This is a genomic window from Pseudomonas sp. R1-18, assembly GCF_051132095.1.
In the GTDB taxonomy this organism is placed as follows: Bacteria; Pseudomonadota; Gammaproteobacteria; order Pseudomonadales; family Pseudomonadaceae; genus Aquipseudomonas.
The window spans coordinates 1137246-1162652 of record NZ_CP071658.1; the positions used below are offsets into that span (position 1 = coordinate 1137246).

The 25407-nt window shown below is 59.7% G+C and carries 24 protein-coding genes and 1 pseudogene; 9 read left to right on the forward strand and 16 right to left on the reverse strand.

Annotation, left to right across the window (positions count from 1 at the left end; genetic code table 11):
- Positions 1–18 precede the first annotated feature (18 nt).
- From J3P77_RS05220 to J3P77_RS05230, 3 genes and pseudogenes are all read left to right on the forward strand, one after another.
- Positions 19–1158: pseudogene (locus J3P77_RS05220) on the forward strand (5-methyltetrahydropteroyltriglutamate--homocysteine S-methyltransferase); the annotation flags it as partial.
- 117 nt (positions 1159–1275) lie between these two features.
- Positions 1276–2268 (forward strand): alpha/beta fold hydrolase, encoded by a 993-nt coding sequence (locus J3P77_RS05225; protein WP_434680094.1) that lies wholly within the window; start codon positions 1276–1278, stop codon positions 2266–2268.
- A 51-nt stretch (positions 2269–2319) separates the two neighbouring features.
- Positions 2320–2967, forward strand: a complete 648-nt coding sequence (locus J3P77_RS05230) for a DsbA family oxidoreductase (protein ID WP_434680095.1) — start codon at positions 2320–2322, stop codon at positions 2965–2967.
- Between the two features lie 63 nt (positions 2968–3030).
- On the opposite strand, the gene J3P77_RS05235 is transcribed toward J3P77_RS05230, so the two are convergent.
- The 10 genes from J3P77_RS05235 to J3P77_RS05280 all read right to left on the reverse strand — a co-directional run bounded on the left by J3P77_RS05235 (position 3031) and on the right by J3P77_RS05280 (position 15131).
- Positions 3031–4305 carry a sigma-54-dependent transcriptional regulator gene (locus tag J3P77_RS05235; RefSeq protein ID WP_434681895.1) on the reverse strand — a complete coding sequence of 425 codons (1275 nt, stop codon included), beginning with the start codon at positions 4303–4305 and terminating at the stop codon, positions 3031–3033.
- A 64-nt stretch (positions 4306–4369) separates the two neighbouring features.
- Positions 4370–6286, reverse strand: coding sequence for a sensor histidine kinase (locus tag J3P77_RS05240; protein ID WP_434680097.1), 1917 nt, complete (start codon positions 6284–6286; stop codon positions 4370–4372).
- A gap of 59 nt (positions 6287–6345) precedes the next feature.
- Positions 6346–7080, reverse strand: coding sequence for an amino acid ABC transporter ATP-binding protein (locus J3P77_RS05245; protein WP_434680099.1), 735 nt, complete (start codon positions 7078–7080; stop codon positions 6346–6348).
- The gene (locus tag J3P77_RS05250) at positions 7077–7745 is read right to left on the reverse strand and encodes an amino acid ABC transporter permease (protein ID WP_434681896.1); all 669 of its coding nucleotides are present in this window, start codon (positions 7743–7745) and stop codon (positions 7077–7079) included. The genes J3P77_RS05245 and J3P77_RS05250 overlap by 4 nt, the downstream gene beginning before the upstream one ends.
- On the reverse strand, positions 7742–8488 hold the full coding sequence (locus tag J3P77_RS05255) for an amino acid ABC transporter permease (protein WP_434680100.1): 747 nt from the start codon (positions 8486–8488) through the stop codon (positions 7742–7744). Before J3P77_RS05255 ends, J3P77_RS05250 begins: the two co-directional genes overlap by 4 nt.
- Before the next feature lie 118 nt (positions 8489–8606).
- Positions 8607–9521 carry a glutamate/aspartate ABC transporter substrate-binding protein gene (locus tag J3P77_RS05260; RefSeq protein ID WP_434680102.1) on the reverse strand — a complete coding sequence of 305 codons (915 nt, stop codon included), beginning with the start codon at positions 9519–9521 and terminating at the stop codon, positions 8607–8609.
- Positions 9522–9988: 467 nt separating this feature from the next.
- Positions 9989–11527 carry a glycerol-3-phosphate dehydrogenase gene (gene glpD, locus J3P77_RS05265; RefSeq protein ID WP_434680103.1) on the reverse strand — a complete coding sequence of 513 codons (1539 nt, stop codon included), beginning with the start codon at positions 11525–11527 and terminating at the stop codon, positions 9989–9991.
- Between the two features lie 362 nt (positions 11528–11889).
- Positions 11890–12645, reverse strand: a complete 756-nt coding sequence (locus J3P77_RS05270; RefSeq protein WP_434680104.1) for a DeoR/GlpR family transcriptional regulator — start codon at positions 12643–12645, stop codon at positions 11890–11892.
- Positions 12646–12738: 93 nt separating this feature from the next.
- Positions 12739–14244: a glycerol kinase GlpK gene (gene glpK / locus J3P77_RS05275; RefSeq protein ID WP_434680106.1), complete on the reverse strand. Its 1506-nt coding sequence runs from the start codon at positions 14242–14244 to the stop codon at positions 12739–12741.
- A 29-nt stretch (positions 14245–14273) separates the two neighbouring features.
- The gene (locus J3P77_RS05280) at positions 14274–15131 is read right to left on the reverse strand and encodes an MIP/aquaporin family protein (RefSeq protein WP_434680108.1); all 858 of its coding nucleotides are present in this window, start codon (positions 15129–15131) and stop codon (positions 14274–14276) included.
- Between the two features lie 349 nt (positions 15132–15480).
- Between J3P77_RS05280 and ybaK the strand changes: the two genes are divergently transcribed.
- Complete coding sequence (gene ybaK, locus J3P77_RS05285) at positions 15481–15951, forward strand: Cys-tRNA(Pro) deacylase (RefSeq protein WP_434680109.1); 471 nt, start codon at positions 15481–15483, stop codon at positions 15949–15951.
- 127 nt (positions 15952–16078) lie between these two features.
- Here ybaK and J3P77_RS05290 read toward each other — a convergent pair whose 3' ends face one another.
- Both J3P77_RS05290 and argF read right to left on the reverse strand, forming a co-directional pair.
- Positions 16079–17155, reverse strand: coding sequence for an ABC transporter ATP-binding protein (locus J3P77_RS05290; protein ID WP_434680110.1), 1077 nt, complete (start codon positions 17153–17155; stop codon positions 16079–16081).
- Entirely contained in the window at positions 17152–18072 is a 921-nt protein-coding gene (argF, locus tag J3P77_RS05295; protein WP_434680112.1) for an ornithine carbamoyltransferase, read from the reverse strand. Before argF ends, J3P77_RS05290 begins: the two co-directional genes overlap by 4 nt.
- Positions 18073–18276: 204 nt before the next feature.
- Between argF and J3P77_RS05300 the strand changes: the two genes are divergently transcribed.
- The 4 genes from J3P77_RS05300 (at position 18277) to grxD (ending at position 21446) form a co-directional block, all read left to right on the forward strand.
- The gene (locus J3P77_RS05300) at positions 18277–18447 is read left to right on the forward strand and encodes a hypothetical protein (RefSeq protein WP_434680114.1); all 171 of its coding nucleotides are present in this window, start codon (positions 18277–18279) and stop codon (positions 18445–18447) included.
- A gap of 59 nt (positions 18448–18506) precedes the next feature.
- Positions 18507–18800, forward strand: a complete 294-nt coding sequence (locus J3P77_RS05305) for a hypothetical protein (protein ID WP_434680115.1) — start codon at positions 18507–18509, stop codon at positions 18798–18800.
- Positions 18801–18926: 126 nt separating this feature from the next.
- Positions 18927–21035, forward strand: a complete 2109-nt coding sequence (locus J3P77_RS05310; protein WP_434680117.1) for a molybdopterin oxidoreductase family protein — start codon at positions 18927–18929, stop codon at positions 21033–21035.
- Between the two features lie 87 nt (positions 21036–21122).
- Positions 21123–21446 carry a Grx4 family monothiol glutaredoxin gene (grxD, locus tag J3P77_RS05315; RefSeq protein ID WP_434680118.1) on the forward strand — a complete coding sequence of 108 codons (324 nt, stop codon included), beginning with the start codon at positions 21123–21125 and terminating at the stop codon, positions 21444–21446.
- A gap of 79 nt (positions 21447–21525) precedes the next feature.
- On the opposite strand, the gene bfr is transcribed toward grxD, so the two are convergent.
- The 4 genes from bfr to pyrC all read right to left on the reverse strand — a co-directional run bounded on the left by bfr (position 21526) and on the right by pyrC (position 24310).
- Positions 21526–21996, reverse strand: coding sequence for a bacterioferritin (bfr, locus tag J3P77_RS05320; protein ID WP_434680119.1), 471 nt, complete (start codon positions 21994–21996; stop codon positions 21526–21528).
- 201 nt (positions 21997–22197) lie between these two features.
- A complete protein-coding gene (locus tag J3P77_RS05325; RefSeq protein WP_434680121.1) occupies positions 22198–22416 on the reverse strand; it encodes a bacterioferritin-associated ferredoxin in 219 nt (72 codons plus the stop codon).
- Positions 22417–22592: 176 nt separating this feature from the next.
- Positions 22593–23267: a ribonuclease T gene (gene rnt / locus J3P77_RS05330; RefSeq protein ID WP_434680123.1), complete on the reverse strand. Its 675-nt coding sequence runs from the start codon at positions 23265–23267 to the stop codon at positions 22593–22595.
- Positions 23264–24310 (reverse strand): dihydroorotase, encoded by a 1047-nt coding sequence (gene pyrC, locus J3P77_RS05335; RefSeq protein ID WP_434680124.1) that lies wholly within the window; start codon positions 24308–24310, stop codon positions 23264–23266. Before pyrC ends, rnt begins: the two co-directional genes overlap by 4 nt.
- Before the next feature lie 147 nt (positions 24311–24457).
- Between pyrC and J3P77_RS05340 the strand changes: the two genes are divergently transcribed.
- Positions 24458–25363 (forward strand): flagellar protein MotY, encoded by a 906-nt coding sequence (locus J3P77_RS05340; protein ID WP_434680126.1) that lies wholly within the window; start codon positions 24458–24460, stop codon positions 25361–25363.
- The last annotated feature ends 44 nt before the right edge of the window (positions 25364–25407 follow it).

Sequence of the window (25407 nt, forward strand, 5' to 3'; positions counted from 1 at the left end):
TTTTATGGAGGACGCCCAATGGCCCTGGCCCACAACCTTGGATTTCTGCACACCGGCGCAGATCGTGAATTGAAAGAAGCGGTGGATGCCTATTGCCATGGCGAGCTCGACCAGGGCGCTCTGCGTGAGGCCGCTCGTGGGCTGCGCGCCGCCCGTTGGCAATTGCAGAAAGACGCCGGCATTGAGTTGCTGCCGGTCGGCGACTTCGCCTGGCATGACCAGGTGCTGACTCACTCGCTGACCTTTGGCGTGATCCCCGAGGGCCTGACACCGACGACCGACGCATGTGGGCTGCCGACGCTGGACACGCTGTTCGCCGCGGGCGCCGATTGCGATCTGGCCCCGTGGTTCGACACAGGTTCTCGGTACGTGGTCCCGGAGTTTACCGAGGACCAACGCTTCCGGCTGAGCTGGGAACAACTGTTCGAAGAGGTCGATGAAGCGCACCGCCTGGGTCACAAGGTCAAGCCGGTGCTGATCGGGCCGCTGACTTATCTGTGGCTGGGCAAAGCCCGGGACGACGGTTTCGACAAACTCGATCTGCTGGAGCGACTGTTGCCGGTGTACGGCGAAATCCTTGGTCGACTGGCTGCGGTGGGCGTGGAATGGGTTCAGCTGGACGAGCCGATTCTGGCGCTGGATCTTCCGCAGGACTGGAAAACCGCGTTCGAGCGCGCCTATCACAGCCTGCAATATTCACCGCTCAAAAAATTGCTGGCGACTTACTTTGGTGGCCTGAAAGACAACCTGGGGCTGGTGGCTTGCCTGCCGGTAGCCGGGCTGCACATCGACGCCGTGGCCGCGCCGGAACAGTTGGCTGGCGTGCTTGACCGGTTGCCGACTTATAAGGTGCTGTCGCTGGGCGTGGTCAATGGCGGCGACGTTGCGCATGGCGACATGGACGCGGCGCTTGCGGCGTTGCGCCAGGCGCAGCTTCGTTTTGGCGATGACCTCTGGGTTGCGGGCTCCGGTCCGCTGCTGGCAACAGCCGAGCAACCTGGTTCCGACTCGACAGACCGGCTGGAGCTTGCCAGGCGCAAGTGCGGCGAGATCGCCTTTCTCGCTCAGGCCTTGAACCGCCCGACGACGCCTGAAATATATCTGGAAGGCTGGGCTTCGCAGTGTCATTCCCAGGCAGAGACTCAACTCGCCTGCCGTTGATTTTGCCTACCACTGATCCCCGTTCATCAAACTGTCACGCAACTGTGGCAGCGCGCTTTGAAAAACATCATCAGACTCGTTGCCTACTGGGGATCTGTTTTTTGGTGTTTTTCCATGCGGGTTTTAATTTTTCTGGCCGCACTTCTGTGCGGCTTGCCGTCTCTTGCGGCCTCTCGATGTAATGTCGATGTACCTACACAAATCGCCGAGCTCAAGGATGTGCGGATTGCCTATCAGAGCATTGGCGAGCCGTCGGATCCTGCCTTGCTGCTGGTCATGGGGCTGGGTGGCCAGCTGATTCACTGGCCGGATGAAGTGGTCGTTGCGCTGTGTCAGCAGGGCTATCGCGTGCTGCGCTACGACAATCGCGATGTCGGTCTGTCGAGCTGGGTGCGGCCGCCGGCCGACGCCAATCTCACTTATGAAGCACTGCGCTACAAGCTCGGGCTGCCTGTGTCGGCGCCTTATTCGCTGACCGACATGGCTGACGACGCGCTGGGCCTGATGGATGCTCTGCAAATTCGTCAGTTCCATGTGCTGGGCGCAAGCATGGGCGGGATGATCGCCCAGCACCTGGCGGACATCGCACCCCAGCGGGTCGAGAGCCTGACACTGATCATGACCAGCTCCGGCGCGCAGGGCCTGCCGATGCCCAACGCCGCACTGATGCAACTGCTGGCCCGGCGTGGCGCGCCCAATCGGGAAGTGGCCCTCGAACAACAAGCCGATCTGCTTGCTGCGTTGGGCAGCCCCCAGGTCAAGGACGATCGCGAGCAATTGCTGCATCAGGCCGCGCAGTCTTACGACCGAGCGTTCAACCCTGAAGGCGTGAAGCGACAGATCCTCGCGATCCTCGCCGAACCCAGCCGGGTCGAATTGCTCAATCGCCTGCGCTTGCCGGTATTGGTGGTCCACGGCACCGCCGACCCCTTGTTGCCTGTCATGCATGGCGTGCATGTGGCAGCGCATGTTCGCGGCAGTCAGCTGCGACTGATTCCAGGCCTGGCGCACCGGTTTCAGGAAGCCTTCAAGGCGCCGTTGCTTGGCGCGGTTCTGCCTTATCTGAAGGCGCAGCACGAGGACGGCCGCCACGTTGCGCAGTTGTAAGGTCGCCTGAGCGGTGTATCGTGGAGTCTTTGTTCACCGAGTGAGGACCCTATGACCACCCCGTTGAAGATTGATTTTGTTTCCGACGTTTCCTGTCCGTGGTGCGTGGTCGGGCTGCGCGCGCTGGACCAGGCGCTGGCAGCATTGGGCGACGAAGTGCGTGCGCAGATCCACTTTCAGCCGTTCGAGCTCAATCCCGACATGCCGGGCGAAGGGCAGGATATTGTCGAGCACATCGCTGAAAAGTACGGCTCCAGCCCGGAGCAGATCGCAGCCAACCAGCAGAACATCCGCGCCCGAGGCGCCGAGCTGGGGTTCACGTTTGCCGGTGGCGAGCGGCGCATCTACAACACCTTCGATGCTCATCGGCTGCTTCACTGGGGCGGGCTCGAAGGTCGTCAGCAGGCGCTGAAAGAGGCGCTGTTCGCCGCCTATTTCACCGACCTCAAGGACCCTTCCGATCACCGCACTCTGGCCGCCATCGCCCAGCGAGTCGGCCTGGACCGCATGCGCGCCGAGGAGATTCTGAACTCCAGCGATTTCGCCGTTGAAGTGCGCGCCGCTGAACAGCTATGGGTTTCGCGCGGTGTCACCTCGGTGCCGACGATCGTGTTCAACGACCAATACGCTGTATCGGGCGGCCAGCCGGTGGATGTGTTCATCGGCGCAATTCGGCAGATCATTGGCGAGAGTGCATGACCGCGCCGCCCAACAGGGCCTTCAGTGCCGGATCACAGATGATTCCTTCTGAAGGCCCGCTTTCTACAGTCCGTATTTCTTGACCTTGTCGAACAAAGTGGTCTTGGCCATGCCAAGTTCCTGACTGGCCTGACTGAGGTTGCCGCCGCTGCGTTGCAGGGCTTCGCTCAGCAGGTTCTTTTCGAATGCCTCGACCGCTTCAGCGAAGCCCAGGCTCTGACTTTCATGACTGGCAGCCGACTGTTTGAACGCCGGCAGCCCCAGCGCATAACGCTCGGCGACATTGCGCAGTTCGCGCACGTTGCCTGGCCAGTCGTGGCTCATAAGACCCGACTGGGTCTGGCGATCCAGCACCGGTGGCTCACGGTCGAAGCGCAGTGAAGACAGCTGCAGAAAGTGCTCGAACAATTGCAGAATGTCTTCGCGTCGCTCGCGCAGAGGTGGCAGCTCCAGCGTCACCACGTTGAGTCGGTAATACAGGTCGCTACGGAACTGGCTGGCCTTGCTCAACTGATTGAGGTCGGATTTGGTTGCCGCGATCACCCGACAATCCACCTCGACGCTTTGGTTTGACCCGAGTCGCTCAAGCGTCCGTTCCTGTAGAACCCGCAGCAGTTTGATCTGCAGGTTGATCGGCATGCTTTCCACTTCATCGAGGAATAGCGTGCCGTTGTGCGCGTGCTCGATCTTGCCGATCCGGCGTTTGCCTGCGCCTGTGAAGGCGTTGGCTTCATGGCCGAAGATCTCCGATTCGAACAGGCTTTCCGCCAGACCGCCACAGTTGAGCGCCACGAACGGATGACGCGCGCGCCGGCTGAAATCATGCAGGCAGCGGGCGACGAGCTCCTTGCCGGTTCCTGTCTCGCCTTCGATCAGCACGTTGGCCGAAGTGTCCGCGACGTTGGCGATCAGCGCGCGCAGATTCTGCATCGCGGGCGAGCGGCCGATGATCTTGCCTTCCAGGGAGTCGCGCTCGGCCAGCTGCTTGCGCAGCGCCCAGACTTCGCGCGCCAGACCGCGCTGCTCCAGAGCCCGGCGGGTGACGTCGACCAGACGTTCGGGCGAGAAAGGTTTTTCCATGAAGTCGTAAGCGCCGTCGCGCATCGCATTCACCGCCATGGAGATGTCGCCGTGGCCGGTGATCAGCACCACGGGCAGGGTCTTGTCTCGCGCCTTGAGACGGCTGAGCAGTTCCAGCCCGTCGATGCCGGGCAGGCGGATGTCGCTGATCACGATCCCGGCGAAGTTGTCGCCCACGCGCTTGAGTGCGTCTTCGGCGCTGGGCACGCCTTCACTGGCAATGTCTTCTAGCGCCAGCGCCTGCTGGCAACCGAGCAGGACATGCGGGTCGTCTTCGACGATCAGAACGGTCAGGTCACTGTTGATGCTCATGGAGAATGCCTCATGTCGGCTCGGCCTGACGGGGTGCGGAAGGGGAGCCCTGAACGAACGGCAGGCTCAGGACAAACACGCTGCCAACCCCGTGCGCAGGTTCGGCGCTCAAGCTGCCGCCTGCTGCCGCCGCGAGACTGGCGGACAGCGTAAGCCCCAGCCCCAGGCCTTGCTCGCCCGGTTTGGTGGTGAAGAATGGTTCGAACAGATGCTTGCGTGCCTCGCTGTCGATACCGTGGCCGTTGTCGCGGACGAGCAGCCGATAGCGGCCCTCGACAACTGCGCCTTCCAGATTCAGTTCGGGCTGCGGCTGGGCTTTCATGGCATCCAGCGCATTGCCGATCAGGTTGACCAGGATCTGCTCCAGCCGCGTCTGATCAATGCTCAACGTCGCCTCCGGCAAATCCTGACGAACCGTGACCGCCGATTGCTCCAGGCGCACCGCCAGCAACTGCAGCGCTGCGTCGACCGCCTTGCTCAGCTGCGCCTGGCCCTGGTCGTCGCCGCGCCGGGCAAAGGCGCGCAGGCTTGCGGTGATGCGGCCCATGCGATCCACCAGATCGTTGATGGTGCGCAGGTTGGTGCTCGCCACGTCCAGCGCGCCGCGTTCGATAAACCGGACGGTGTTGCCGGACAACGTGCGCAAGGCCGCCAGTGGCTGGTTGAGTTCATGAGCGATGCTGGTCGACATCTGGCCGATGGCGGCCAGTTTGCCGGCCTGGACCAATTCGTCCTGAGCCTTGCGCAGCGTGTCTTCCGCCTGACGGCGTTCGCGAATCTGCGCCTTGAGTCGTTCGTTGCTGGCGCGCAAGTGCTCGGTGCGCTCGGCGATCTTGCGCTCCAGCTCATCGTTGGCGGCCTGCAATGCTTCGCGCGCTGCCAGCCGGGTCGAGATCACCTTGCGTCGTTCATTCCAGGCGATCAGCAGAAACGCCACCAAGGCGAACGCAACGGCAGCCAGCATGCCCTGGCTTGCCGCCTCGCGCCGCAAGTCCTCCAGCGGAGTAAGCAATGTCAGGTGCCAGGGCGTGTCGCTCAACTGCCGCGTCTGGGCGAGGTAGCTGACCTGGGTATGTTCCAGATCCACGCTGACGTTGGCCGGGAACGTGAGCTTTTCGACGCCCTCTGCCAAGGTCTCGCGTGCCAGCGGCACCAGCTCGTTCAAGGGCCACCAGTAATATTGCAGGCTGCGCGCCAGGCGCTCCTTGATGTCGGGCGTGAGTGGACGTACCGACTTCAGGCGTCGCGCCGGATCGCTGGAAAGAATGATGATGCCGTTCTCGTCGCTGACAAAAGCTTCCAGGCGTGCCCGCTGCCAGCGTTCTTCGAGGGCTTCCAGGCGCACCTTGATGACTGCGACGCCAATGATCCGGCCTTTGTCTTCCAGGCCATGAGCCAGGTAATAGCCAGACTCGCCGGTCGTGGTGCCGATGCCGTAAAAGCGGCCGGGCATACCGCGCACGGCGTCCTGAAAATACGCGCGAAACGACAGGTCTTCGCCCTGATAGCTGTCGGCATCGCGCCAGTTGCTGGTGGCCAGCACGCGGCCCGTGCGGTCCAGTACGTAGATTGCGCGACTGCGGCTGCGGCGGTTGAGGCCTTCCAGATAACCGTTGACCCGCTGCTGCAGGTCCGGGGTCGGGTCATTCAGCAACTGCGAAACGCTGGACTCAAGTTCCAGAACGCTGGGCAGGTAAGTGTATTTGTTGATTTCGCTTTCGACGGTACGCGCGTGCAGCTCCAGCTGGCGTTCGCCGTTCTCGCTGAGGCTCCTGATGCCGTTACGTTCGCTGACCACGTAGGCGGCATAACCCAGGCCGATCATCAGCAGCAGGATCAGCGGCGGGAGGAACAGTTGACGTATCAGGCGGGGTTTCACGGCAAGTGATGGCGGCGCGGCGCGATAAAGGGAGGGGTCGCATTTCATCACAATCGTCCTGAAGCTGACAGCTACCCGCGTCCTGCAGGTAGCTGATGAATACCGCTTTAGTGCTGCAGGATCTTGGCCAGGAACTGCTGGGCACGTTCGGAACGAGCCGTGACGTCGCCAAAGAACTCTTCCTTTTCGCAGTCTTCGACGATGTGTCCCTGGTCCATGAAGATGACCCGGTTTGCCACTTTGCGGGCAAAGCCCATTTCGTGGGTCACGCACATCATGGTCATGCCTTCGTGAGCCAGCTGCACCATGACGTCGAGCACTTCGTTGACCATTTCAGGGTCAAGAGCCGAAGTCGGTTCGTCGAATAGCATGACAACCGGGTCCATCGCCAGCGCACGGGCAATCGCTACGCGCTGCTGCTGGCCGCCGGACAACTGACCGGGATGCTTGTTGGCGTGCGCCGACAGGCCGACGCGCTCCAGCAATTGAAGGCCTTTTTTGGTGGCTTCTTTCTTGCTGCGACCCAACACCTTGATTTGCGCGATGGTCAGGTTTTCAACGATGGTCAGGTGCGGAAACAGTTCGAAATGCTGGAATACCATGCCCACGCGCGAACGCAGCTTCGGCAGGTTGGTCTTGGAATCGGAGATCGATGTACCGTCGACCACGATGTCGCCCTTCTGGAAGGGCTCCAGCGCGTTCACGCATTTGATCAGCGTCGATTTGCCCGAGCCGGACGGCCCGCAGACCACCACCACTTCGCCCTTGCTGACCTCGGTGCTGCAATCGGTCAGTACCTGGAAGTCCCCATACCACTTGTTAACATTTTTGATGGAAATCATACGGCAAACCTTTTTTGCAGACGCTTCACCAGCAGCGAGGCGGCAAAGCTGATCGTGAAGTAGACCAGACCGGCGATGATCAGGAATTCGTTGGCGCGACCGATGATGTCGCCACTGGCGCGGGAGGCGTTGAGGAAGTCGACCAGCCCCACGGTGTAAACCAGGGAGGTGTCCTGGAACAGAATGATGCTCTGTTGCAGCAACAGCGGGGTCATCTTGCGGAACGCCTGGGGCAGGATGATCAGACGCATCATCTGCCCGTATGTCATGCCCAGTGCCTGGGCGGCGCCCATCTGGCCCTTGGAGATCGACTGCACACCGGCACGGACGATTTCGCAGAAATACGCAGCTTCGAACATCATGAACGCCACGACGCACGAGGTGAACGCGCCTACCGGCGTGTCTTCACCGGTAATCCAGCGCAGTACGAACGGTACCGCGAGGTAGAACCAGGTGATCACCAGCAGCAGCGGGATCGAACGAAAGTAGTTCACATAAGCGCCGGCCACATTGGACAGCAGCTTGTTCGACGACAGACGCATCAGTGCCAGGATGGTGCCGAGCGCCAGGCCGCCGACGACACCCATCGCCATCAGCTTGAGGGTCATGACCATGCCGTTCCACAAGCCGGGAATGGCGGGGACGATTCCAGTGAAGTCCATTATTTACCCCCCACGGAAATCAGGCCCGGCACTGCGACTTTCTTCTCGACCACGCGCATCAGCAACATCAGGCTCATGTTCAGGGTGAAGTAGATCAGCGTCGCCAGGGTGAAGGCTTCGAACAGGTTCGCGGAAAACTCGGCGGTCTGTTTGGTCTGGGCCAGCAGCTCCATCAGGCCGATCAACGACGCCACGGACGAGTTCTTGAACACGTTGAGGAATTCGGAGGTGAGCGGCGGAATGATGATCCGGTAGGCCTGCGGCAGCAGTACGTTCCAGTAGATCTGCGGCAGCTTGAAGCCCATGGCGCGAGCGGCCGATTCCTGGCCCTTGGGCAGCGCCTGAATACCAGTGCGCACCTGTTCGCAAACGCGGGCGGCGGTGAACAGGCCCAGGCACACCACAACGCTCAGAAACGCCGAAGTGGTCGGGTTGAGGTCTTGCTTGTACCACTCCTGCAGGTTTTCCGGCAGCAGATCGGGTACCAGGAAGTACCAGATAAACAGCTGCACCAGCAGTGGCACATTACGGAATACTTCCACGTAGGTCGTGGCGAGGCCCGCTACCAGACGATTCGGTACGGTACGCATGACACCGAGTATCGAGCCCAGTATCAGGGCAATGATCCAGGCGACGACCGCAATGGCGATGGTCCAGCCCAGACCGGAGATGAACCAGTCCAGATAGGTCTCGCTGCCGACGCCGGTGGACTTGAAGAACACGCCCCAGTCCCAGTTGTAATTCATCAGGGTCTCCCCCTCTTGTTATCGAAATGCGCGCACGGTCGGATGACAGTGGTGAGCCGATCCCGGACGGGCAGTGCCCATCCGGGAGCAATCAGTCCGGCTCGTCGAGCCGTCAGATTCAGGCTTTCTTGTCGGGAGCAGGCTTGTCGGTTGGTTCGGCGATCAGCTTCTTGAGTTCTTCGCTCATCGGGAACTGCAGGTTCAGGCCCTTTGGCGGGATAGGTGCCTGGAACCACTTGTTGTAGATAGTGTTGATTTCGCCGGACTTGTAGGTCGCCACGATGGCGTCGTCCACGGCTTTCTTGAACGGCTCGTCACCCTTGCGAACCATGCAACCGTAGATTTCGTAGGATTGCGCGGTACCGGTCACTGCCCAGTCTTCCGGCTTCTTGGCCTTGGCCATTTCGCCGGCCAGCAGTGCATCGTCCATCATGAAGGCGACTGCACGGCCCGATTCCAGCATCTGGAACGACTCGCCGTGGTCCTTGGCCGAGATCACGTTCATGCCCATCTGCTTCTCGGCGTTCATCGACTTGATGATGCGCTCGGACGTGGTGCCTGCGGTGGTCACGACGTTCTTGCCTTTCAGGTCGTCGAAGTCTTTGTAGCTCGACTCCTTCTTGGAGAGCAGACGGGTACCGATCTCGAAGATACCGACCGAGAAATCAACTTGCTGGCCGCGTTCGGCGTTATTGGTGGTCGAACCGCATTCCAGGTCGACGGTGCCGTTCTGCACCAGCGGGATACGGGTCTGGGAGGTCACCAGGTTGTAGCGGACATTCAGCTCGGGCATGTCCAGCTGTTTCTTGATGGCTTCGACGACTTTCAGCTGGATGTCGTGGGAGTAGCCGACCGGCTTGCCGGAAGCGTCAGCGATATACGAAAACGGGATGGAAGCGTCCCGATGGCCGAGGGTGATGGTGCCGGACTCTTTGATCTTCTTCAGTGTACCGGTCAATTCAGCAGCGAAAACTGGAGTGCTAACCAGAGCGGCAGCAATTGCTGCGCCCAACAACTGGGGAACGATGCGCATCGATGAATCCTCGATTTTCATTTTTATTTATCTGGCCGCCATCGGACGGACCACTTCTTAACGCTTCAACGGCGGCCTCACCAGACACACGCTGGAGTCGAAGCTGTCGACGCAAGTGTAGAGCAGAAGTCGTGCCAGGCTTTCAAAGATGCTCAGATCATTGAAATAGAAGGGTTTTTTCAGATACGTAGCAAGCTGGCAAAACGATGGCGTCCGGGAAGCCGAACCTTGGCTGGCAATCTGTTCGGAAAACCGAATGGCGGCGAACGGATTGTGAGAGGGGAGAATCGAGTAGACCAGTAATTCTAGAGCGCGGCTGTGGGAGCGGACTTGTCCGCGAAAGCTACTCCCAGGCCCCAATATTCCGGCGCTGCAAATACCGCCGTCGCGGGCAAGCGCGCTCCTACAGGCGAAAACGATCTCCGGGCCGCAATACTCCGGCCCGGAGCCATCGCTGTGGCGCGCAATTACGCCGCCTGAAAAGCCGCCTTGTTGCGCACCACGGTTTCCAGATAAGTCTGCACAGCCGCTTGCTCTTCCGGCGTCATGAACAGGCCCAGCTTGCTGCGACGCCACAGGATGTCTTCAGCCGCGGTAGCCCATTCGGTTTCACACAGGTAATCGACTTCTCGGGTGTACAGGCCGGCACCCAGATGTTGGCCTATGTCCTCCAGACTTTGCACACCATCAAGCAAGCGCCAGCTGCGGCTGCCATAGGTGATCGACCAGCGTTTGGCCAGTGGCGCAGGCAACCAGCCGAAGCGGCGGGTCAGCTCGTTGGCCAGCTCGGCCGGAGTGGTCATCTCTTCACCACCAGGCAGCGGCTTGGTGGCCGTCCAGCTCGGCTTCATCTGTTTGAAGAAGGGCGCAAGCTGCGCCATCGCCGATTCCGCCAGCTTGCGATAGGTGGTCAGCTTGCCGCCGAACACCGAAAGGATCGGCGCTTCATCGCCACCGCCGGACAACGACAAGGTGTAGTCGCGGGTAATCGCCGACGGATTGTCCGATTCGTCGTTACACAGCGGTCGTACACCGGAATAGGTATGAATCACATCGGCGCGGGTCAGCTGCTTCTTGAAGTGGTCGTTGGCAACTTTGAGCACATAGTCCATCTCGCCTTCGGTGATTTTCACTTTGGCAGGATCACCCTGGTACTCGCGGTCCGTGGTGCCAATGATGGTGAAGTGCTCAAGGTACGGAATCGTGAAGACAATGCGCTTGTCTTCGTTCTGCAGGATGAACGCGTTCTCACCGTCATACAGTTTCGGCACGATCAGATGGCTGCCCTGAATCAGGCGGATGCCGTACGGCGAATCCAGCTTCAGGTCTTCACGAATGAATTTGGCTACCCATGGCCCTGCTGCATTGACCAGCGCTTTGGCGTGCACCGAAAACAGGCTGCCGTCCGCACGCTCCATATGCAGGTGCCACATGCCTTTGACGCGACGGGCATTCAGGCAACGGGTGCGCGCGTGAATGTGCGCGCCGTTTTCCCGGGCGGCCATTGCGTTGAGCACCACAAGACGTGCGTCATCCACCCAGCAATCGGAATATTCGAAACCACGGCTGATCGACGCATTGAGCGGGCTGTTCGCACCGAACTTCACGGTTCGGGAAGCGGGAAGCTTTTCACGCTTGCCAAGGTGGTCATACAGGAACATGCCGGCACGGATCATCCAAGCCGGACGCAGATGCGGACGGTGCGGCAGGATAAAACGCATTGGTTTGACGATGTGCGGTGCCTTGGCGAGCAGCACCTCGCGTTCAGCCAGTGCTTCGCGCACCAGACGAAATTCGTAATGCTCAAGGTAGCGCAGGCCACCATGAATCAGCTTGCTACTGGCGGAAGAGGTGTGGCTGGCCAGATCGTCCTTTTCGCACAGGAACACCGACAAGCCGCGGCCGGATGCATCAGCGGCAATCCCGACACCATTGATACCGCCACCAATCACGGCAATGTCGTAGACCTCGGAAAGTGGTGGGTTTGGCACGGTAGCTTGGGGCATCGGTGGCCTCCTGAATTGTTCTTGAGCCTGGCTCGAAAGCGAAATTGAACATTAATGTTCATTTCCGAAAATCATAGCTCAATAAAAAACGGCTCGCCAGCCGATATTGATTGAAATTACTGATGAAGGAAGAAGAAAACAACAAAAGTGAACATTGTAGGGCTAGCGATGTCTTGCGCCGATGGTACGGGCGCGCGGCAGTCGCGGCGTGCGTGGAGTTGCAGCCGGTGCTCAAGTGCGCCGCGATCTGGTAGGAGCTAGCTTGCTGGCGGCCGCAGGCTCTAGGGAGTGGGCAGGGAGACTGTGATCGCGAGCAAGCTCCCCTAACAATAGCCGGCAACACCCTCGGCAATACGCCCGGCTTACACCACTTCGAGGCGAATCTTGTTCTGCGCCAGCAAGGCCTGCAATGCGGGCACCGGCGGTTGATCGGTTACCAGGCAGTCGATCAGCGTGATGGGGCCGAGGCGAACCATCGCGTTACGGCCAAATTTGCTGGAGTCCGCCGCCAGCAAGACCTGCCGGGCGTTGGCGATGATCGCCTGGGAAACGCGCACTTCCTGATAGTCGAAATCCAGCAGGCTGCCGTCTTCATCGATCCCGCTGATGCCCACCAGGGCAAAGTCCACCTTGAACTGGGTGATGAAATCGACGCTGGCCTGACCCACCACGCCGCCGTCACGACGGACGACACCGCCAGCCAGCAGCACCTCGAAATCATCCTTGGCGCTGAGGATCGAGGCCACGTGCAGGTTATTGGTGATGATCTTCAGGTTGTTGTGGTTGAGCAGGGCGCGGGCGATGGATTCGGTGGTGGTGCCGATATTGATGAACAACGAAGCATGGTCGGGGATCTGTGCGGCGATGGCCTCGGCGATGCGTTGTTTCTCGTCGCGCATCTGGTCCGCACGCATGGCGTAGGCGGTGTTTTCGATGCTGGAGTCATAGGCTGCGCCGCCGTGGTAGCGGCGCAGCAGATTCATTTCCGCGAGCTGGTTGATGTCTCGGCGGATCGTCTGGGGGGTCACGACGAACAGCGTCGCCATTTCCTCGATGCTGACATAACCGCGATCGCGGACCAGTTCGAGGATCTGTTGTTGGCGGGGAGGCAGGTTCATTGTTTTTCCTTGAGCGCCCTCTACAAAGGGCACCCATGATGCCGCAGGACCTGTTGCCTGTCAGCCCGAACCTGTTCCCGCCTTCAGTACCGCTTACTCTTCGCCTTCGTGCGGTTCCCAGTCACGGGTGCGCGCTACCGCTTTTTGCCAGCCGGCGTAGAGTTTTTCCTTCTCGGCATCTTCGCACTGCGGCTCGAAGACGCGCTCGATCACGGCCTTGTTGCGCAGTTCGTCGAGGCTGCTCCAGAAACCAATGGCCAGACCTGCCAGAAACGCCGCGCCAAGCGCAGTGGTTTCGCGCATCTGCGGACGCTCGACCTGGGTGCCAAGGATGTCCGCCTGGAACTGCATGAGGAAATTGTTGGCCACCGCGCCGCCGTCAACACGTAGAGATTTCAGGCGTTCGCCGGAGTCCTGCTGCATGGCGTCCAGCACGTCGCGGGTCTGGTAGGCGATCGATTCCAGCGCGGCACGGATAATGTGATCGACCTTCACACCGCGGGTCAGACCGAACAATGCGCCACGGGCGTACGGGTCCCAGTAAGGTGCGCCGAGACCGGTGAACGCCGGTACCAGGTAGACGCCGTTGCTGTTCTTCACTTTGGTGGCGAAGTATTCGGTGTCCAGCGCGTCATTGACGATTTTCAGCTCGTCGCGCAGCCACTGTACGGTCGAGCCGCCGTTGAATACCGCGCCTTCGAGCGCATAGGCCACTTCGCCACGCGGGCCGCAACCGATGGTGGTCAGCATGCCGTGTGCGGAAGTCACGGCTTTTTTGCCGGTGTTCATCAGCAGGAAGCAACCGGTGCCATAAGTGTTTTTCGCCTGGCCTGGCTCCACGCACATCTGACCAAACAACGCGGCCTGCTGGTCTCCGGCGATACCCGCAATCGGGATACCGCTCTTGCTGTGGCCGTAGACTTCCGAGGACGCTTTGACCTCCGGCAGGATTTCGCGAGGGATATCCAGCACGTCGAGCATGCGCTGGTCCCATTCCAGCGTGTGGATGTTGAACAGCATGGTGCGCGAGGCGTTGGTGTAGTCGGTTACGTGCACCTTGCCACCGGTGAATTTCCAGATCAGCCAGGTATCGATGGTGCCGAACATCAGCTCGCCTTTGCGTGCGCGTTCGCGACTGCCTTCGACGTTGTCCAGAATCCATTTGACCTTCGAGCCGGAGAAGTAAGGGTCGATTACCAGGCCGGTGGTTTCCTTGATGTACTGCTCGTGACCGTCACGCTTGAGCTGCTGGCAGATCTCGGTACTGCGGCGGCATTGCCAGACGATGGCGTTGTAGATCGGGCGGCCGGTTTCCCGCTCCCAGATCACGGTAGTTTCGCGCTGGTTAGTGATGCCGATCGCGGCGATCTGGTTGTGGTGCAAGTCTGCCTGCGCCAGCGCCTTGGTCATGCAGGCGGTCTGGGTGGCGAAAATTTCCATCGGGTCATGCTCGACCCAGCCGGCCTGCGGATAGTGCTGAACGAACTCGCTTTGTGCAGTGCTCACCACGTTGGCGTCACGATCAAAAATGATGGCTCGCGAACTGGTGGTGCCCTGATCGAGGGCAATGATGTAGTTCTTGTTCTGAGTGTCTGTCATGTCGATTGCCTTGCTCAATGAGAGTGGGATCAGGATGAGGCCGAAACTTTGCCGTTAGCCACGGTGGCGTCTTGTTCATTTTCAACGGTTACGGCGTTTGGCAGATGACGCGCGATCAACGCGCGATAGCCGGCTGCGCCGAGGCAGGCACCCAGGATGGGCGCAAAAATCGGAACCAGGAAATAGGGTATGTCACGACCGCCGGTGAACGCTACGTCACCCCAGCCTGCGATAAAGGTCATCATTTTCGGGCCGAAATCCCGCGCCGGATTCATGGCAAAGCCGGTCAGTGGGCCCATTGCGCTCCCGATGACGGCAACCAGCAGACCGATCAGCAACGGTGCCAGCGCACCGCGAGGCAGGCCATTGTTGTCGTCGCCCAAGGCCATGATCACGCCCATCAGAATCGTGGTGATCACTACTTCAACCAAGAAAGCCTGACCGACGGAAATGGCCGGGTTCGGATAAGTGGAAAACACCGACGCGAGTTCCAGGCTTTCCACGCTGCCGCGGATCATCTGGTGTGTATGTTCGAACTCGAAAAACAGGCTGATATACAGCAGGTAAACAAGCCCTGCGCCGCAGAATGCGCCTGCGATCTGCGCCGCGATATAGAAAGGAAGTTTTCTTTTTTCAAACCCTGAGAACAGACTCAGCGCGATGCTGACTGCGGGATTGAGGTGGGCTCCGGAAACGCCTGCGCTCAAATAGATACCCATGCTGACCGCGAAACCCCAGATGATGCAGATTTCCCAGAGACCAAACGAAGCACCCGCCACCTTGAGCGCGGCGACGCACCCGGTACCGAAAAAAATCATCAAAGCCGTGCCCAGAAACTCGGCCAGACATTGTCCACCCAACGTCGGTTGTTTTACTGCAATAGTCATGGAAACCTCATTTTTGTATTTTTTCTCGGCACCGAATGCAAATGCTGGCGCTCGTTATATCCCTGCCGGAAAAACCCCATTCCCGACCGGTACTCTGACCATTGCTGAATTTTTTGGTTTCAGCAGGATCTTCGCAAACGAAAAAATATAGACAAGAAAGAACCCTGTCAAAGGTCGAAACTGAACTGTCAGACATATTCTGACGATTAGCGTCGGATCAGTTCCGACATATCTGTAGGAAATGTCTTAGTCCGCAACGACGCTTGCGTGCTTGAAAGCGGCATGGCTCAACGCACCTGTCGCCGATTCGCTTAAAGTATGCGCCGCTTCGATTTCACTGGAGAGCTGCATGACACCGGCACTGGATCTGCTTAAAAAAGTTCGCGCCGAACACCGGATTCATAGTTACGAACATGATCCGAAAGCTGCGTCCTATGGGCTGGAAGCGTCAGAGAAGCTGGGACTGGATTCGGCGCGGGTTTTCAAGACGCTGCTGGCGGCGTCCGAAAAGGGTGAGCTTCTGGTGGCAGTGGTGCCGGTCGCTGGCAGTCTGGACCTCAAGGCGCTGGCGCACGCAGCCGCCGTCAAGAAAACTGAGATGGCCGATCCAGCGGCGGCCCAGCGGGCCACCGGTTACCTGCTGGGAGGCATCAGCCCACTGGGACAGAAGAAACGCCTGCGCACCTTCATCGACCAGAGCGCGCAGCAATTCGAAACGATTTTCGTCAGCGCCGGCAGAAGAGGGTTGGAGGTCGAGCTTTCGGCCGCCGTGCTGGCGGAGAACACCAAAGCGATTTTCGCGCCAATCGGTAGAGCCTGAAGCGCGCGTTGCCTCGTGTAGGAGCGCGCTTGCCCGCGATCTGCCGGGAACCGGCAGCAAAACCAGGCATGCGGTGTGCCTGAAGGAACACGATCATTCGGGTAAACGTAATCGCATCATCGCTTCGTCAAACATGCGAACTATGCGCTGCCACGCTCCCCGGCGCCGGGAACAGCACCAGATGATCAGCGGCAACGCGAATGCCTACCGCTTCACCCGCCATGTGATCGGCATGGCTGGGAAAGATGGCTTCCAGTTCGCTGCCGGTTGGCAGCTGCAAGCGATACAGCGTTGCCGCGCCCTGGAAGGTTCGCCCGATCACTCGCGCCTTGAGGTCGCTGTCCGGTGCATAAACGATGTCATCCGGGCGCAGCAGCACATCCACGGCGCTGCCGCGAACGCCGGGGTATGCGCGATTGCCGCGCAGCACACCCAGCTCGGTCTGCACCGACTCGGGGTCGATCAGTTGCCCGCGAATGAAATAGCCCTGGCCGACAAAACTGGCCACGAAAGGCGTAAGCGGTTCGTGGTACAGGTTGTATGGCGTGTCCCATTGTTCCAGTCGGCCTTCCTTGAACACACCGACATGGTCGCTCACCGCGAAGGCTTCTTCCTGATCGTGGGTCACCAGGATGGCACTGGTACCACGCTCTTTCAGAATGCCACGCACTTCGTGACTCAAACGCCTGCGCAGCTCTCCATCCAGGTTGGAGAACGGCTCGTCGAGCAGCAACAATTGCGGTTCCGGCGCCAGGGCGCGCGCAAGCGCTACCCGTTGCTGCTGCCCACCGGAAAGTTCGTGGGGAAAACGCTGGCCCAGGGAACCCAGGTTGACCAGCTCAAGAAGCTCGTCGGTCACCTGCTGGACACGGGGGTGTTTGCGGATCCCAAACGCAACGTTCTGCGCAACGCTCAAGTGCGGGAACAGCGCGTAATCCTGAAACACCATGCCGATGCGGCGCTTCTCCGGTGCCAGCGTGAAGCCCGGGCGCGAGATGACTTCCCCCGCCAGCGTAATGTCCCCGGCATGCACCGGTTCAAAGCCTGCGATGGCGCGCAGCGTCGTGGTCTTGCCGCATCCTGATGAACCCAGCAGGCAACCGATGTCGCCTGCGTTGAGATGCAGATTCAGATCCTGCACCACGCGTTGGCCTTCGTAGCCACAAGCCAGGTTTCGCAGATTCAGCAGCAGTGAATGGCTCATGCTGGCTGGCAGGACGGTGCGACGAGAAATTCCAGCAGGGCCTTCTGCGCATGCAGGCGGTTTTCGGCCTGATCCCATGCGACAGAGCGCGGGTCGTCCAGCAAGTCGGCACTGATTTCTTCACCACGATGTGCCGGCAGGCAATGCATGAACAGCACATCGTCGGCGGCCTGGTCGAGCAGGGCGCGTGTCACCTGGAAAGGCGCAAACAGAGCCATGCGCTTGGCGGTTTCTTCTTCCTGCCCCATGGACGTCCAGACGTCGGTGCTGACCAGATGCGCTCCGGCAACCGCAGCCTGCGGATCGCGCACTACAGTCACGCGGTCGCCCGCGAGTGCCATGAATTCCGGGTTCGGCTCATAGCCCGACGGGCAGGCAACACGCAGCTGGAAGTCGAACTGGATGGCGGCTTCTATATAGCTGTTGCACATGTTGTTGCCATCGCCGATCCAGGCGACTGTCTTGCCCTTGATCGAGCCACGGTGTTCCAGAAAGGTTTGCATGTCCGCGAGCAACTGGCACGGGTGCAGGTCGTCGGACAGGCCATTGATGACCGGCACTCGCGAATTGGCGGCGAACTCGGTGAGGTTGGCGTGCGCGTAGGTACGGATCATGACCGCGTCCAGCATGCGCGACATGACTTTCGCGCTGTCGGCGATGGGTTCGCCACGGCCCAGCTGCGTGTCGCGGTGGGACAGAAAGATCGCCTGACCGCCCAGCTGAATCATGCCGGCCTCGAACGAAAGACGAGTGCGAGTCGAGGATTTCTCGAAAATCATACCGAGCACGCGGTTCTTCAAGGGTTCAAAAAGCACGCCGCGATTTCGCAGGTCTTTGAGCTCTACGCCACGACGAATCAAGCCCAGCAGTTCGTCTGGGGTGTAATCCATCATCGAGAGAAAGTGCCTGGCGTTCATGATTAACTACCTTTTCTGCAACAGACCGCAGGTTCTGATAGCCGGTTTTCATAGAGAAACGGCATGACCTGCGGCGAAAGCCGCGCTATGCGACGAATAGGGAAGGCGCGATAGTATAAAAAAATGTCGCGTCTTACCAATATATGCTGATGTATTCGAGCATCGCGTTAGAGGGTCGAAAGCGCACCGGCCGGAATGCGCTAAATGACCACACCTGAAGCGGGTCAACCACCGGCCCCGCATCTGCCGAAGCCCCCATTTGTACACCGCGACCTCGACGGTTGGCAATTAGTGCCGATCCTGCAACAGTTTCCGACCTGCGGCGGCAGCTCTGCGACGCGCGTCACGCCGATGGCAGATTGCCCGTTTCTTTAATGGCGAGCGTGGGTTATAAAGCGTGACGGGAATTACTCAATCAAATGAGGGCTGGGGGAATGGATTCAAAAGAACGTCAGTTGACAGAGCTGCTCGGGCTGACTGCTCGCACCCTGACGCACCTTACCGCTTCGATTACCTCCATGTCCTTCGAGCTGCTGCGCAGTGAAGACGAAGTCACGCGCTCGGCCGGTCGGCGCATGATTGATCGCATGGCGACTATCAGCTCCGGGCTGGACGAGCACTGGCGCCTGATTGGCGACTTGACCGGCGTGCACGTCGCGCAGGAAGAAATCGAAACCGTCACCGAAATCCAGCTGCAGCGCAAAGTCGTTACGCCTATCGGCGGCTGACTCGGCCATCGGCGTCTGTGATGCGACGCAATTCACATGACGAACGTCCATAGCGCGCTTCCCGATCACGCACCATAGTTCTGGCTCCGCAATCTGTCTGATTGCCTGACCGGACGTGAGGCTGCGATGAACCGGACCGAGCACCACCGTGCCTGCCACTTGTGCGAGGCCATCTGTGGCCTGACCATCGAAACCGTTTTCTCCCCCGAAGTGGAGCGACAGATCGCCTCGATCAAGGGCGATCCGCTCGATCCGTTCAGTCACGGGCATATCTGCCCCAAAGCAGTGGCACTTCAAGACATCCAGAATGACCCGGATCGACTGCGAACCCCGATGCGCAGGGTCGGGACGCAATGGCAGGCGATTGATTGGCAGGAAGCGTTCGACCTGGTCGCCAGCCGGCTCTTCGATATCCAGCAACGGTACGGGCAAAACTCGGTTGCGGTGTATCAGGGCAATCCCAGCGTCCACAATTACGGGCTGATGACCCACAGCAATTATTTCCTCGGGCAGCTCAAGACACGGAACCGCTATTCCGCGACATCGGTCGATCAGCTGCCGCAACACCTGACGAGCTTTCTGATGTATGGCCACGGCATGCTGCTGCCGATTCCGGACATTGATCACACCGATTTCATGCTGATTCTGGGCGGCAACCCGCTCGCGTCCAACGGCAGCATCATGACGGTTCCCGATGTCGAGAAGCGTCTGAAGGCCATTCAGGCGCGTGGGGGCAAGGTGGTGGTCGTCGACCCACGGCGCAGCGAAACCGCCGCTATTGCGAGTCAGCACCTGTTCGTTCGGCCTGGCGGTGATGCCGCCTTGCTGTTTGGTCTGCTCAGCACGATCTGGGAGGAAGGGCTGGCGCGGGGCAGCCACTTGCCGGTCGTGGGGCTGGAGCAGGTCAGGCTGGCCATTGCACCGCTGACGGCCGAATCCATGAGTGCTCGCTGCGGTGTCCCGGCGACGCAGATCCGTGCATTGGCGCGAGAGTTCGCGGCTGCGGACAAGGCGGTCTGCTATGGACGAATGGGGATTTCCACACAGGCATTCGGTACGCTCTGCCATTGGCTGGTGCAACTGATCAATCTGGTTACCGGGAATCTGGATCGCACGGGTGGTGCGCTCTGTACAGAGCCTGCGGTCGATCTGGTCGCCTCGACGTCGGGCGGGCACTTCAACCTGTGGCAGAGCCGAGTCTCGGGCTTGCCTGAATACGGCGGTGAGCTGCCGGTAGCGGCGCTGGCCGAGGAAATGCTGACCGAGGGGGAGGGCCAGGTGCGTGCCCTGGTGACGGTTGCCGGCAACCCGGTACTGTCGACTCCTAACGGTCGGCAGTTGGAGCGAGCGCTCGAAGGCCTCGATTTCATGGTCAGCATTGACCTGTACATCAACGAAACCACGCGCTACGCCGATCTGATCCTGCCGTCGACGTCGGCACTGGAGAACGATCATTACGACACCACGTTCAACGCGCTGGCGGTGCGTAATGTCACGCGCTTCAATCGCGCTGTCTTCGACAAGCCGCAAGGTGCGCTGCACGACTGGGAAATCTTCGTCGGGCTGGCGCGTGCATTCGCAGCGCTGAGCGGCAAGGAGCTCAAACCCACTTTGCCGCCCTCGAAAATGATCGATTTCGGGCTGCGCAACGGTCCGTATGGCGAGAAGACCGACCACCGGCTTTCACTGGCAACGCTCGACGATTACCCGCATGGGCTGGATCTGGGCGCGTTGCGTCCCAGTCTGGCGGGGCGCTTGAAAACCGCCGACGCACACATCCAGGCGGCGCCCGAACCGATGATGGCGGACCTGGCCCGCTTCAACGCGGTCCCGCCACCCGCCGCGGACGAACTGACGCTGATCGGACGTCGCCATGTGCGCAGCAATAATTCCTGGATGCATAACTATCACCGTCTGGTCAAAGGCAAGCCGCGGCATCAACTGCTGATGCATCCGCAGGACATGACGGCGCGGGGGTTGGCCGATGGGCAGCAAGTCAGGATCCGCTCGCGAGTGGGAGAGGTGGAAGTGCAGGTCCTTGGCAGCCTGGACATGATGCCTGGCGTGGTCAGTCTGCCCCACGGCTGGGGGCATCAACGTACAGGCGTAAAGCTGGACATCGCTCAGGGGCAGCCCGGCGTCAGCGCCAATGACCTCACGGATGAGCGCCAACTGGACGCGGTGTCCGGCAACGCAGTGTTGAACGGCGTTCCGGTGCAGGTGGCAGCCTGCTGACAGGCAAGCTGAGCGTCACGCTCGGGATTCCGCTACAATGCGCCACCGAGCCGACTAACAAGTCGGATAGTTCAGCCGAGGTGTTCCATGGATATCATCGAAACGATCAAAGAGCAGATTGCCAACAACACCATTCTGCTTTACATGAAAGGCGCTCCGAACGCCCCGCAGTGCGGCTTTTCGGCCAAGGCCTCCCAGGCATTGATGGCATGTGGCGAAAAATTCGCATACGTCGACATCCTGCAGAACCCGGAAATCCGCGCCAACCTGCCCAAGTACGCCAACTGGCCGACCTTCCCGCAGCTTTGGGTGGCCGGTGAGCTGGTCGGCGGTAGCGATATCATCACCGAGATGATGGCTGACGGTTCCCTGCAGGAACTGGTCAAGTCGGCAGCCGCCAAGGCTCAGTAAGCGCGATCCTGACACAGCTATGAAAAAGCCCCGCTCTCGAAAGAGGCGGGGCTTTTTCATGGTCGTCAAACGGGCCGGATTACTCGCCCATTTGTGACTGCAGGTAGTTCTCGATGCCGATCTTGTCGATCAGGCCAAGCTGGGTTTCAAGCCAGTCGATGTGCTCTTCTTCGGATTCCAGAATGTCTTCCAGCAGCTCACGGCTACCGAAATCACCCACGGTTTCAAAATAGGCAATCGCGGCTTTCAGATCGGCGAGGCCTTTCTGTTCGATCTTGAGGTCGCACTCCAGCATTTCCTTGGTGTGCTCGCCGATCAGGATCTTGCCAAGGTCCTGCAGGTTCGGCAGGCCTTCCAGGAACAGAATGCGCTTGATGAGTTTGTCGGCGTGTTTCATCTCGTCGATGGACTCATGGTATTCATGAGCGCCGAGTTTTTTCAGGCCCCAATCCTCGTACATGCGTGCATGCAGAAAGTACTGATTGATCGCGACCAGCTCGTTTCCGAGGATCTTGTTGAGATGCTGGATGACTGTAATGTCGCCTTTCATGATCGGGGTCCTGCCAATGGCTTGTGTAGATGAAGAGCGAGTTTGAGCCGCCCTTAAAAGCCTGTCAAACCTAAGTTATTGAATAATAAGTGAAATTAAATAGGAATAAGAATGTTTGAGTTCCGCATCTTGACGCTAAGCGCTTGAATTACAGACATAAAAAAACCGGACACCAGGTCCGGTTCTTGAAAAAGGGCGCAATCAAGCCGCTGAAAATTCTGCTGGATAGGCCAGCGCCGCATGACTGCTCTGCAATTCGGTGAGCGTATCTCGCACCACTTCCTTGGCCAGGCAGGCACATTTCCCACATTTACTGGCTACACCCAACGTCTGACGAACTTCGCGATAACTGCAGCAGCCTTCCAGAATTGCATCCCGGATTTGACCGTCGGTAACACCTTGGCAGAGGCAAACATACATAGGTTGGGGACCGTCGCTGGTAGTTGCTTGGTGTCGGGGAGCTTAATGTTAATGAGAATGCTTGTCAAAACTGTTCTGGCTTCACTTTGGCAAGGTCCGATGAGCGGTCGGTGGCTCCGCTCGGCTGGCGGACAAAAAAAACCGGCACAAGGCCGGTTTCAGGACACGCGTGGGAATCAATCGTCGTAATCGTCCCAGCCACCCATTTCTTTCCAGCGGTTGACGATGCCGCAGAACAGTTCGGCGGTTTTTTCTGTGTCATAGCGCGCGGAGTGCGCCTCACGTCCGTCAAAGTCGATACCTGCCGCCTGGCACGCTTTGGCCAGCACGGTCTGGCCATAGGCAAGGCCGGCGAGGGTAGCGGTGTCGAAGCTGGAGAACGGATGAAACGGGTTGCGCTTCATGTCCATCCGCGCGACGGCGGCATTGAGGAAACCCAGGTCGAAACTGGCGTTGTGGCCCACCAGCACGGCGCGCTTGCAGCCATTGGCCTTGAGCGCCTTGCGGACACCACGGAAGATGTCGGTCAGGGCGGTTTCTTCGCTGACCGCCATGCGCAGAGGATGATCGAGCTTGATCCCGGTGAACTCCAGCGCGGCCGGCTCGACGTTGGCACCCTCGAACGGCTCGACCCGGAAGAAATAGGTGTGTTCAGGAAAGACGAAACCCTTCTCGTCCATGCCGATAGTCACTGCCGCGATTTCCAGCAGCGCGTCGGTCGCCGAGTTGAAACCACCTGTTTCTACATCGACGACCACTGGCAGGTAGCCGCGAAAGCGAGCGGCCATTGGATGGCGAGAGCCGCCACCACCCTGACCGTCCTGTTCGTCGTCGAAATGATCTTCACTCACGCGTGTTCCTCCAGCAGACGCCAGCGCAGTTTTTCACCGGCGCGCAGCGGGATTACGGTCAGCTCGCCAAAGGGCAGGCTGGCAGGGGCAGTCCATTCTTCACGAACCAGCGTGATACGGTCCTGATTGACCGGCAGGCCGTAGAACGCCGGGCCGTGCAGGCTGGCGAAACCCTCCAGTTTATCCAGCGCATTGCGTTGCTCGAACGCCTCGGCGTACAGCTCGATCGCCGCATAGGCGGTGTAGCAACCCGCGCAGCCGCAGGCGTTTTCCTTGGCGTGCTGAGCGTGTGGCGCCGAGTCGGTCCCCAGGAAGAACTTGCCGCTACCGCTGGTGGCGGCATCGAGCAGCGCAACTTGATGCGTGTTGCGCTTGAGAATCGGCAAGCAGTAGAAATGCGGACGAATTCCGCCAACCAGCATGTGGTTGCGGTTATAAAGCAGGTGGTGAGCAGTGATGGTCGCCGCGACGTTGGCGGAAGCTTCGTTGACGAACTGCACGGCCTCGCCGGTCGTGATGTGTTCGAACACCACCTTGAGCGTCGGAAAACGCTCGACTACGCGACGCAGATGCTCGTCGATGAAAACCTTCTCGCGGTCGAAGACATCGATTTCGCCGCGAGTGACTTCACCGTGCACCAGCAGCAGCATGCCGACTTCGGCCATGGCTTCAAGCGCCGGAAATATCTTGTCGATGCTGGTGACACCGGAATCGGAGTTGGTCGTGGCGCCGGCCGGGTACAACTTGGCCGCGTGCACGAAGCCGCTGGCTTTTGCAGTACGTATGTCGTCCGCAGTCGTCTGGTCGGTCAGGTAGAGCACCATCAGCGGCTCGAACCGGCTGCCTGCCGGTCGCGCGGCCAGGATGCGCTGGCGATAGGCATCGGCCTGCAGCGCGTTACGTACAGGCGGCACCAGGTTAGGCATGATAATGGCGCGGCCAAAGGTGCGCGCCACGTCGGCAACGGTATTGGCCAAGACAGCTCCATCACGGAGGTGAATGTGCCAGTCGTCGGGACGCAGAAGGGTCAGGCGGTCAGACATTGGGGATTCCAGGCGGGTCAAACTGCTGGGAATGCTACCGGAAAAGACTCTCTCAGGCACTCGCTATCAAGTTTTGTAGGAAGTAACCGATAGCTCCATGTAGGAAGCAACTTTTGTTTCGCCGTTCATTTTTCATTGGAGCCTCCCGTGCGCCAGCTATATATAGCCCTGCTCAGCGTGTTCGCCAGCCTTCCGGCCATGGCGATCAGTTTCCAGACCCGTCTGGAGAGCATTGAGTGGAAGGTCGAAGGGGATCAGTTCGAATGTCGGCTGTCGCAGCCAATCACCGACTTCGGCGCAGGCGAGTTCGTGCGCCGCGCGGGTGAGCAGGCGACGTTTCGGCTCAAGGCTTCCTACGCAACATTGGGCAGCGGTTCGGCGACGCTACTGGCGGCCGCTGCACCTTGGCAGCCGGGACGCGGCGATATCAACCTGGGTTCGGTTCGTGTCAGTAACGGGGATGTACCGTTCAATACTTCCCAGGCGCAGGCCGCAAGGTTGATCAATGGCCTGATGGAAGGTCGCAGCCCGCTCATCCGTCACTATTCCCGCGACGGCGGCACCATGGAAGTACGGTTGCTGCCGGTCAAATTCAGCAAGGCGCTGGCTGATTACCAGCTATGCACCGCCAAGCTGCTGCCGATGAATTTCGATCAGGTCAAACAGTCGGAGGTCGGCTTCCCCGGCGGCGGAATCGAGCTGGATGCCAAGGCCAAGGCCAGACTGGACACCATGATCGCGTATCTGAAGGCAGACCCGACGGTCAACCATATCGAGCTGGACGGCCATTCCGATAACAGCGGCAACAGGCTGACCAACCGTGACCTGTCGCGTCGTCGCGCTCTGGCGGTCATGGATTACTTCAAGGCCCAAGGCATCCCCGAGCAACAGATCACGCTGCGCTTTCACGGCGAGCGTTACCCGTTGGCACCCAATACCAACAATGCCAACCGCGCGCGCAACCGCCGCGTGAACGTGCACCTTGACCGCGTCGCACCTGAAGAGCGCCCTGTTCCGGTCGCTTCATCGGCAACTGCCGCCGCCACGTCCTGATTTCCTGGTACCGCGAGGCGTAGATTATTGTCGCCTCGTCGTCA

Excerpts from the sequence above, each read along its gene's own strand:
- J3P77_RS05225 (WP_434680094.1), top strand. The coding sequence starts at position 1,276 with ATGCGGGTTTTAATTTTTCTGGCCGCACTTCTGTGCGGCTTGCCGTCT.
- J3P77_RS05230 (WP_434680095.1), top strand. The coding sequence starts at position 2,320 with ATGACCACCCCGTTGAAGATTGATTTTGTTTCCGACGTTTCCTGTCCG.
- J3P77_RS05240 (WP_434680097.1), bottom strand. The coding sequence starts at position 6,286 with ATGAAATGCGACCCCTCCCTTTATCGCGCCGCGCCGCCATCACTTGCC.
- J3P77_RS05245 (WP_434680099.1), bottom strand. The coding sequence starts at position 7,080 with ATGATTTCCATCAAAAATGTTAACAAGTGGTATGGGGACTTCCAGGTA.
- J3P77_RS05255 (WP_434680100.1), bottom strand. The coding sequence starts at position 8,488 with ATGAATTACAACTGGGACTGGGGCGTGTTCTTCAAGTCCACCGGCGTC.
- J3P77_RS05260 (WP_434680102.1), bottom strand. The coding sequence starts at position 9,521 with ATGCGCATCGTTCCCCAGTTGTTGGGCGCAGCAATTGCTGCCGCTCTG.
- glpD (WP_434680103.1), bottom strand. The coding sequence starts at position 11,527 with ATGCCCCAAGCTACCGTGCCAAACCCACCACTTTCCGAGGTCTACGAC.
- J3P77_RS05270 (WP_434680104.1), bottom strand. The coding sequence starts at position 12,645 with ATGAACCTGCCTCCCCGCCAACAACAGATCCTCGAACTGGTCCGCGAT.
- glpK (WP_434680106.1), bottom strand. The coding sequence starts at position 14,244 with ATGACAGACACTCAGAACAAGAACTACATCATTGCCCTCGATCAGGGC.
- J3P77_RS05280 (WP_434680108.1), bottom strand. The coding sequence starts at position 15,131 with ATGACTATTGCAGTAAAACAACCGACGTTGGGTGGACAATGTCTGGCC.
- ybaK (WP_434680109.1), top strand. The coding sequence starts at position 15,481 with ATGACACCGGCACTGGATCTGCTTAAAAAAGTTCGCGCCGAACACCGG.
- J3P77_RS05290 (WP_434680110.1), bottom strand. The coding sequence starts at position 17,155 with ATGAGCCATTCACTGCTGCTGAATCTGCGAAACCTGGCTTGTGGCTAC.
- argF (WP_434680112.1), bottom strand. The coding sequence starts at position 18,072 with ATGAACGCCAGGCACTTTCTCTCGATGATGGATTACACCCCAGACGAA.
- J3P77_RS05300 (WP_434680114.1), top strand. The coding sequence starts at position 18,277 with ATGACCACACCTGAAGCGGGTCAACCACCGGCCCCGCATCTGCCGAAG.
- J3P77_RS05305 (WP_434680115.1), top strand. The coding sequence starts at position 18,507 with ATGGATTCAAAAGAACGTCAGTTGACAGAGCTGCTCGGGCTGACTGCT.
- J3P77_RS05310 (WP_434680117.1), top strand. The coding sequence starts at position 18,927 with ATGAACCGGACCGAGCACCACCGTGCCTGCCACTTGTGCGAGGCCATC.
- grxD (WP_434680118.1), top strand. The coding sequence starts at position 21,123 with ATGGATATCATCGAAACGATCAAAGAGCAGATTGCCAACAACACCATT.
- bfr (WP_434680119.1), bottom strand. The coding sequence starts at position 21,996 with ATGAAAGGCGACATTACAGTCATCCAGCATCTCAACAAGATCCTCGGA.
- J3P77_RS05325 (WP_434680121.1), bottom strand. The coding sequence starts at position 22,416 with ATGTATGTTTGCCTCTGCCAAGGTGTTACCGACGGTCAAATCCGGGAT.
- pyrC (WP_434680124.1), bottom strand. The coding sequence starts at position 24,310 with ATGTCTGACCGCCTGACCCTTCTGCGTCCCGACGACTGGCACATTCAC.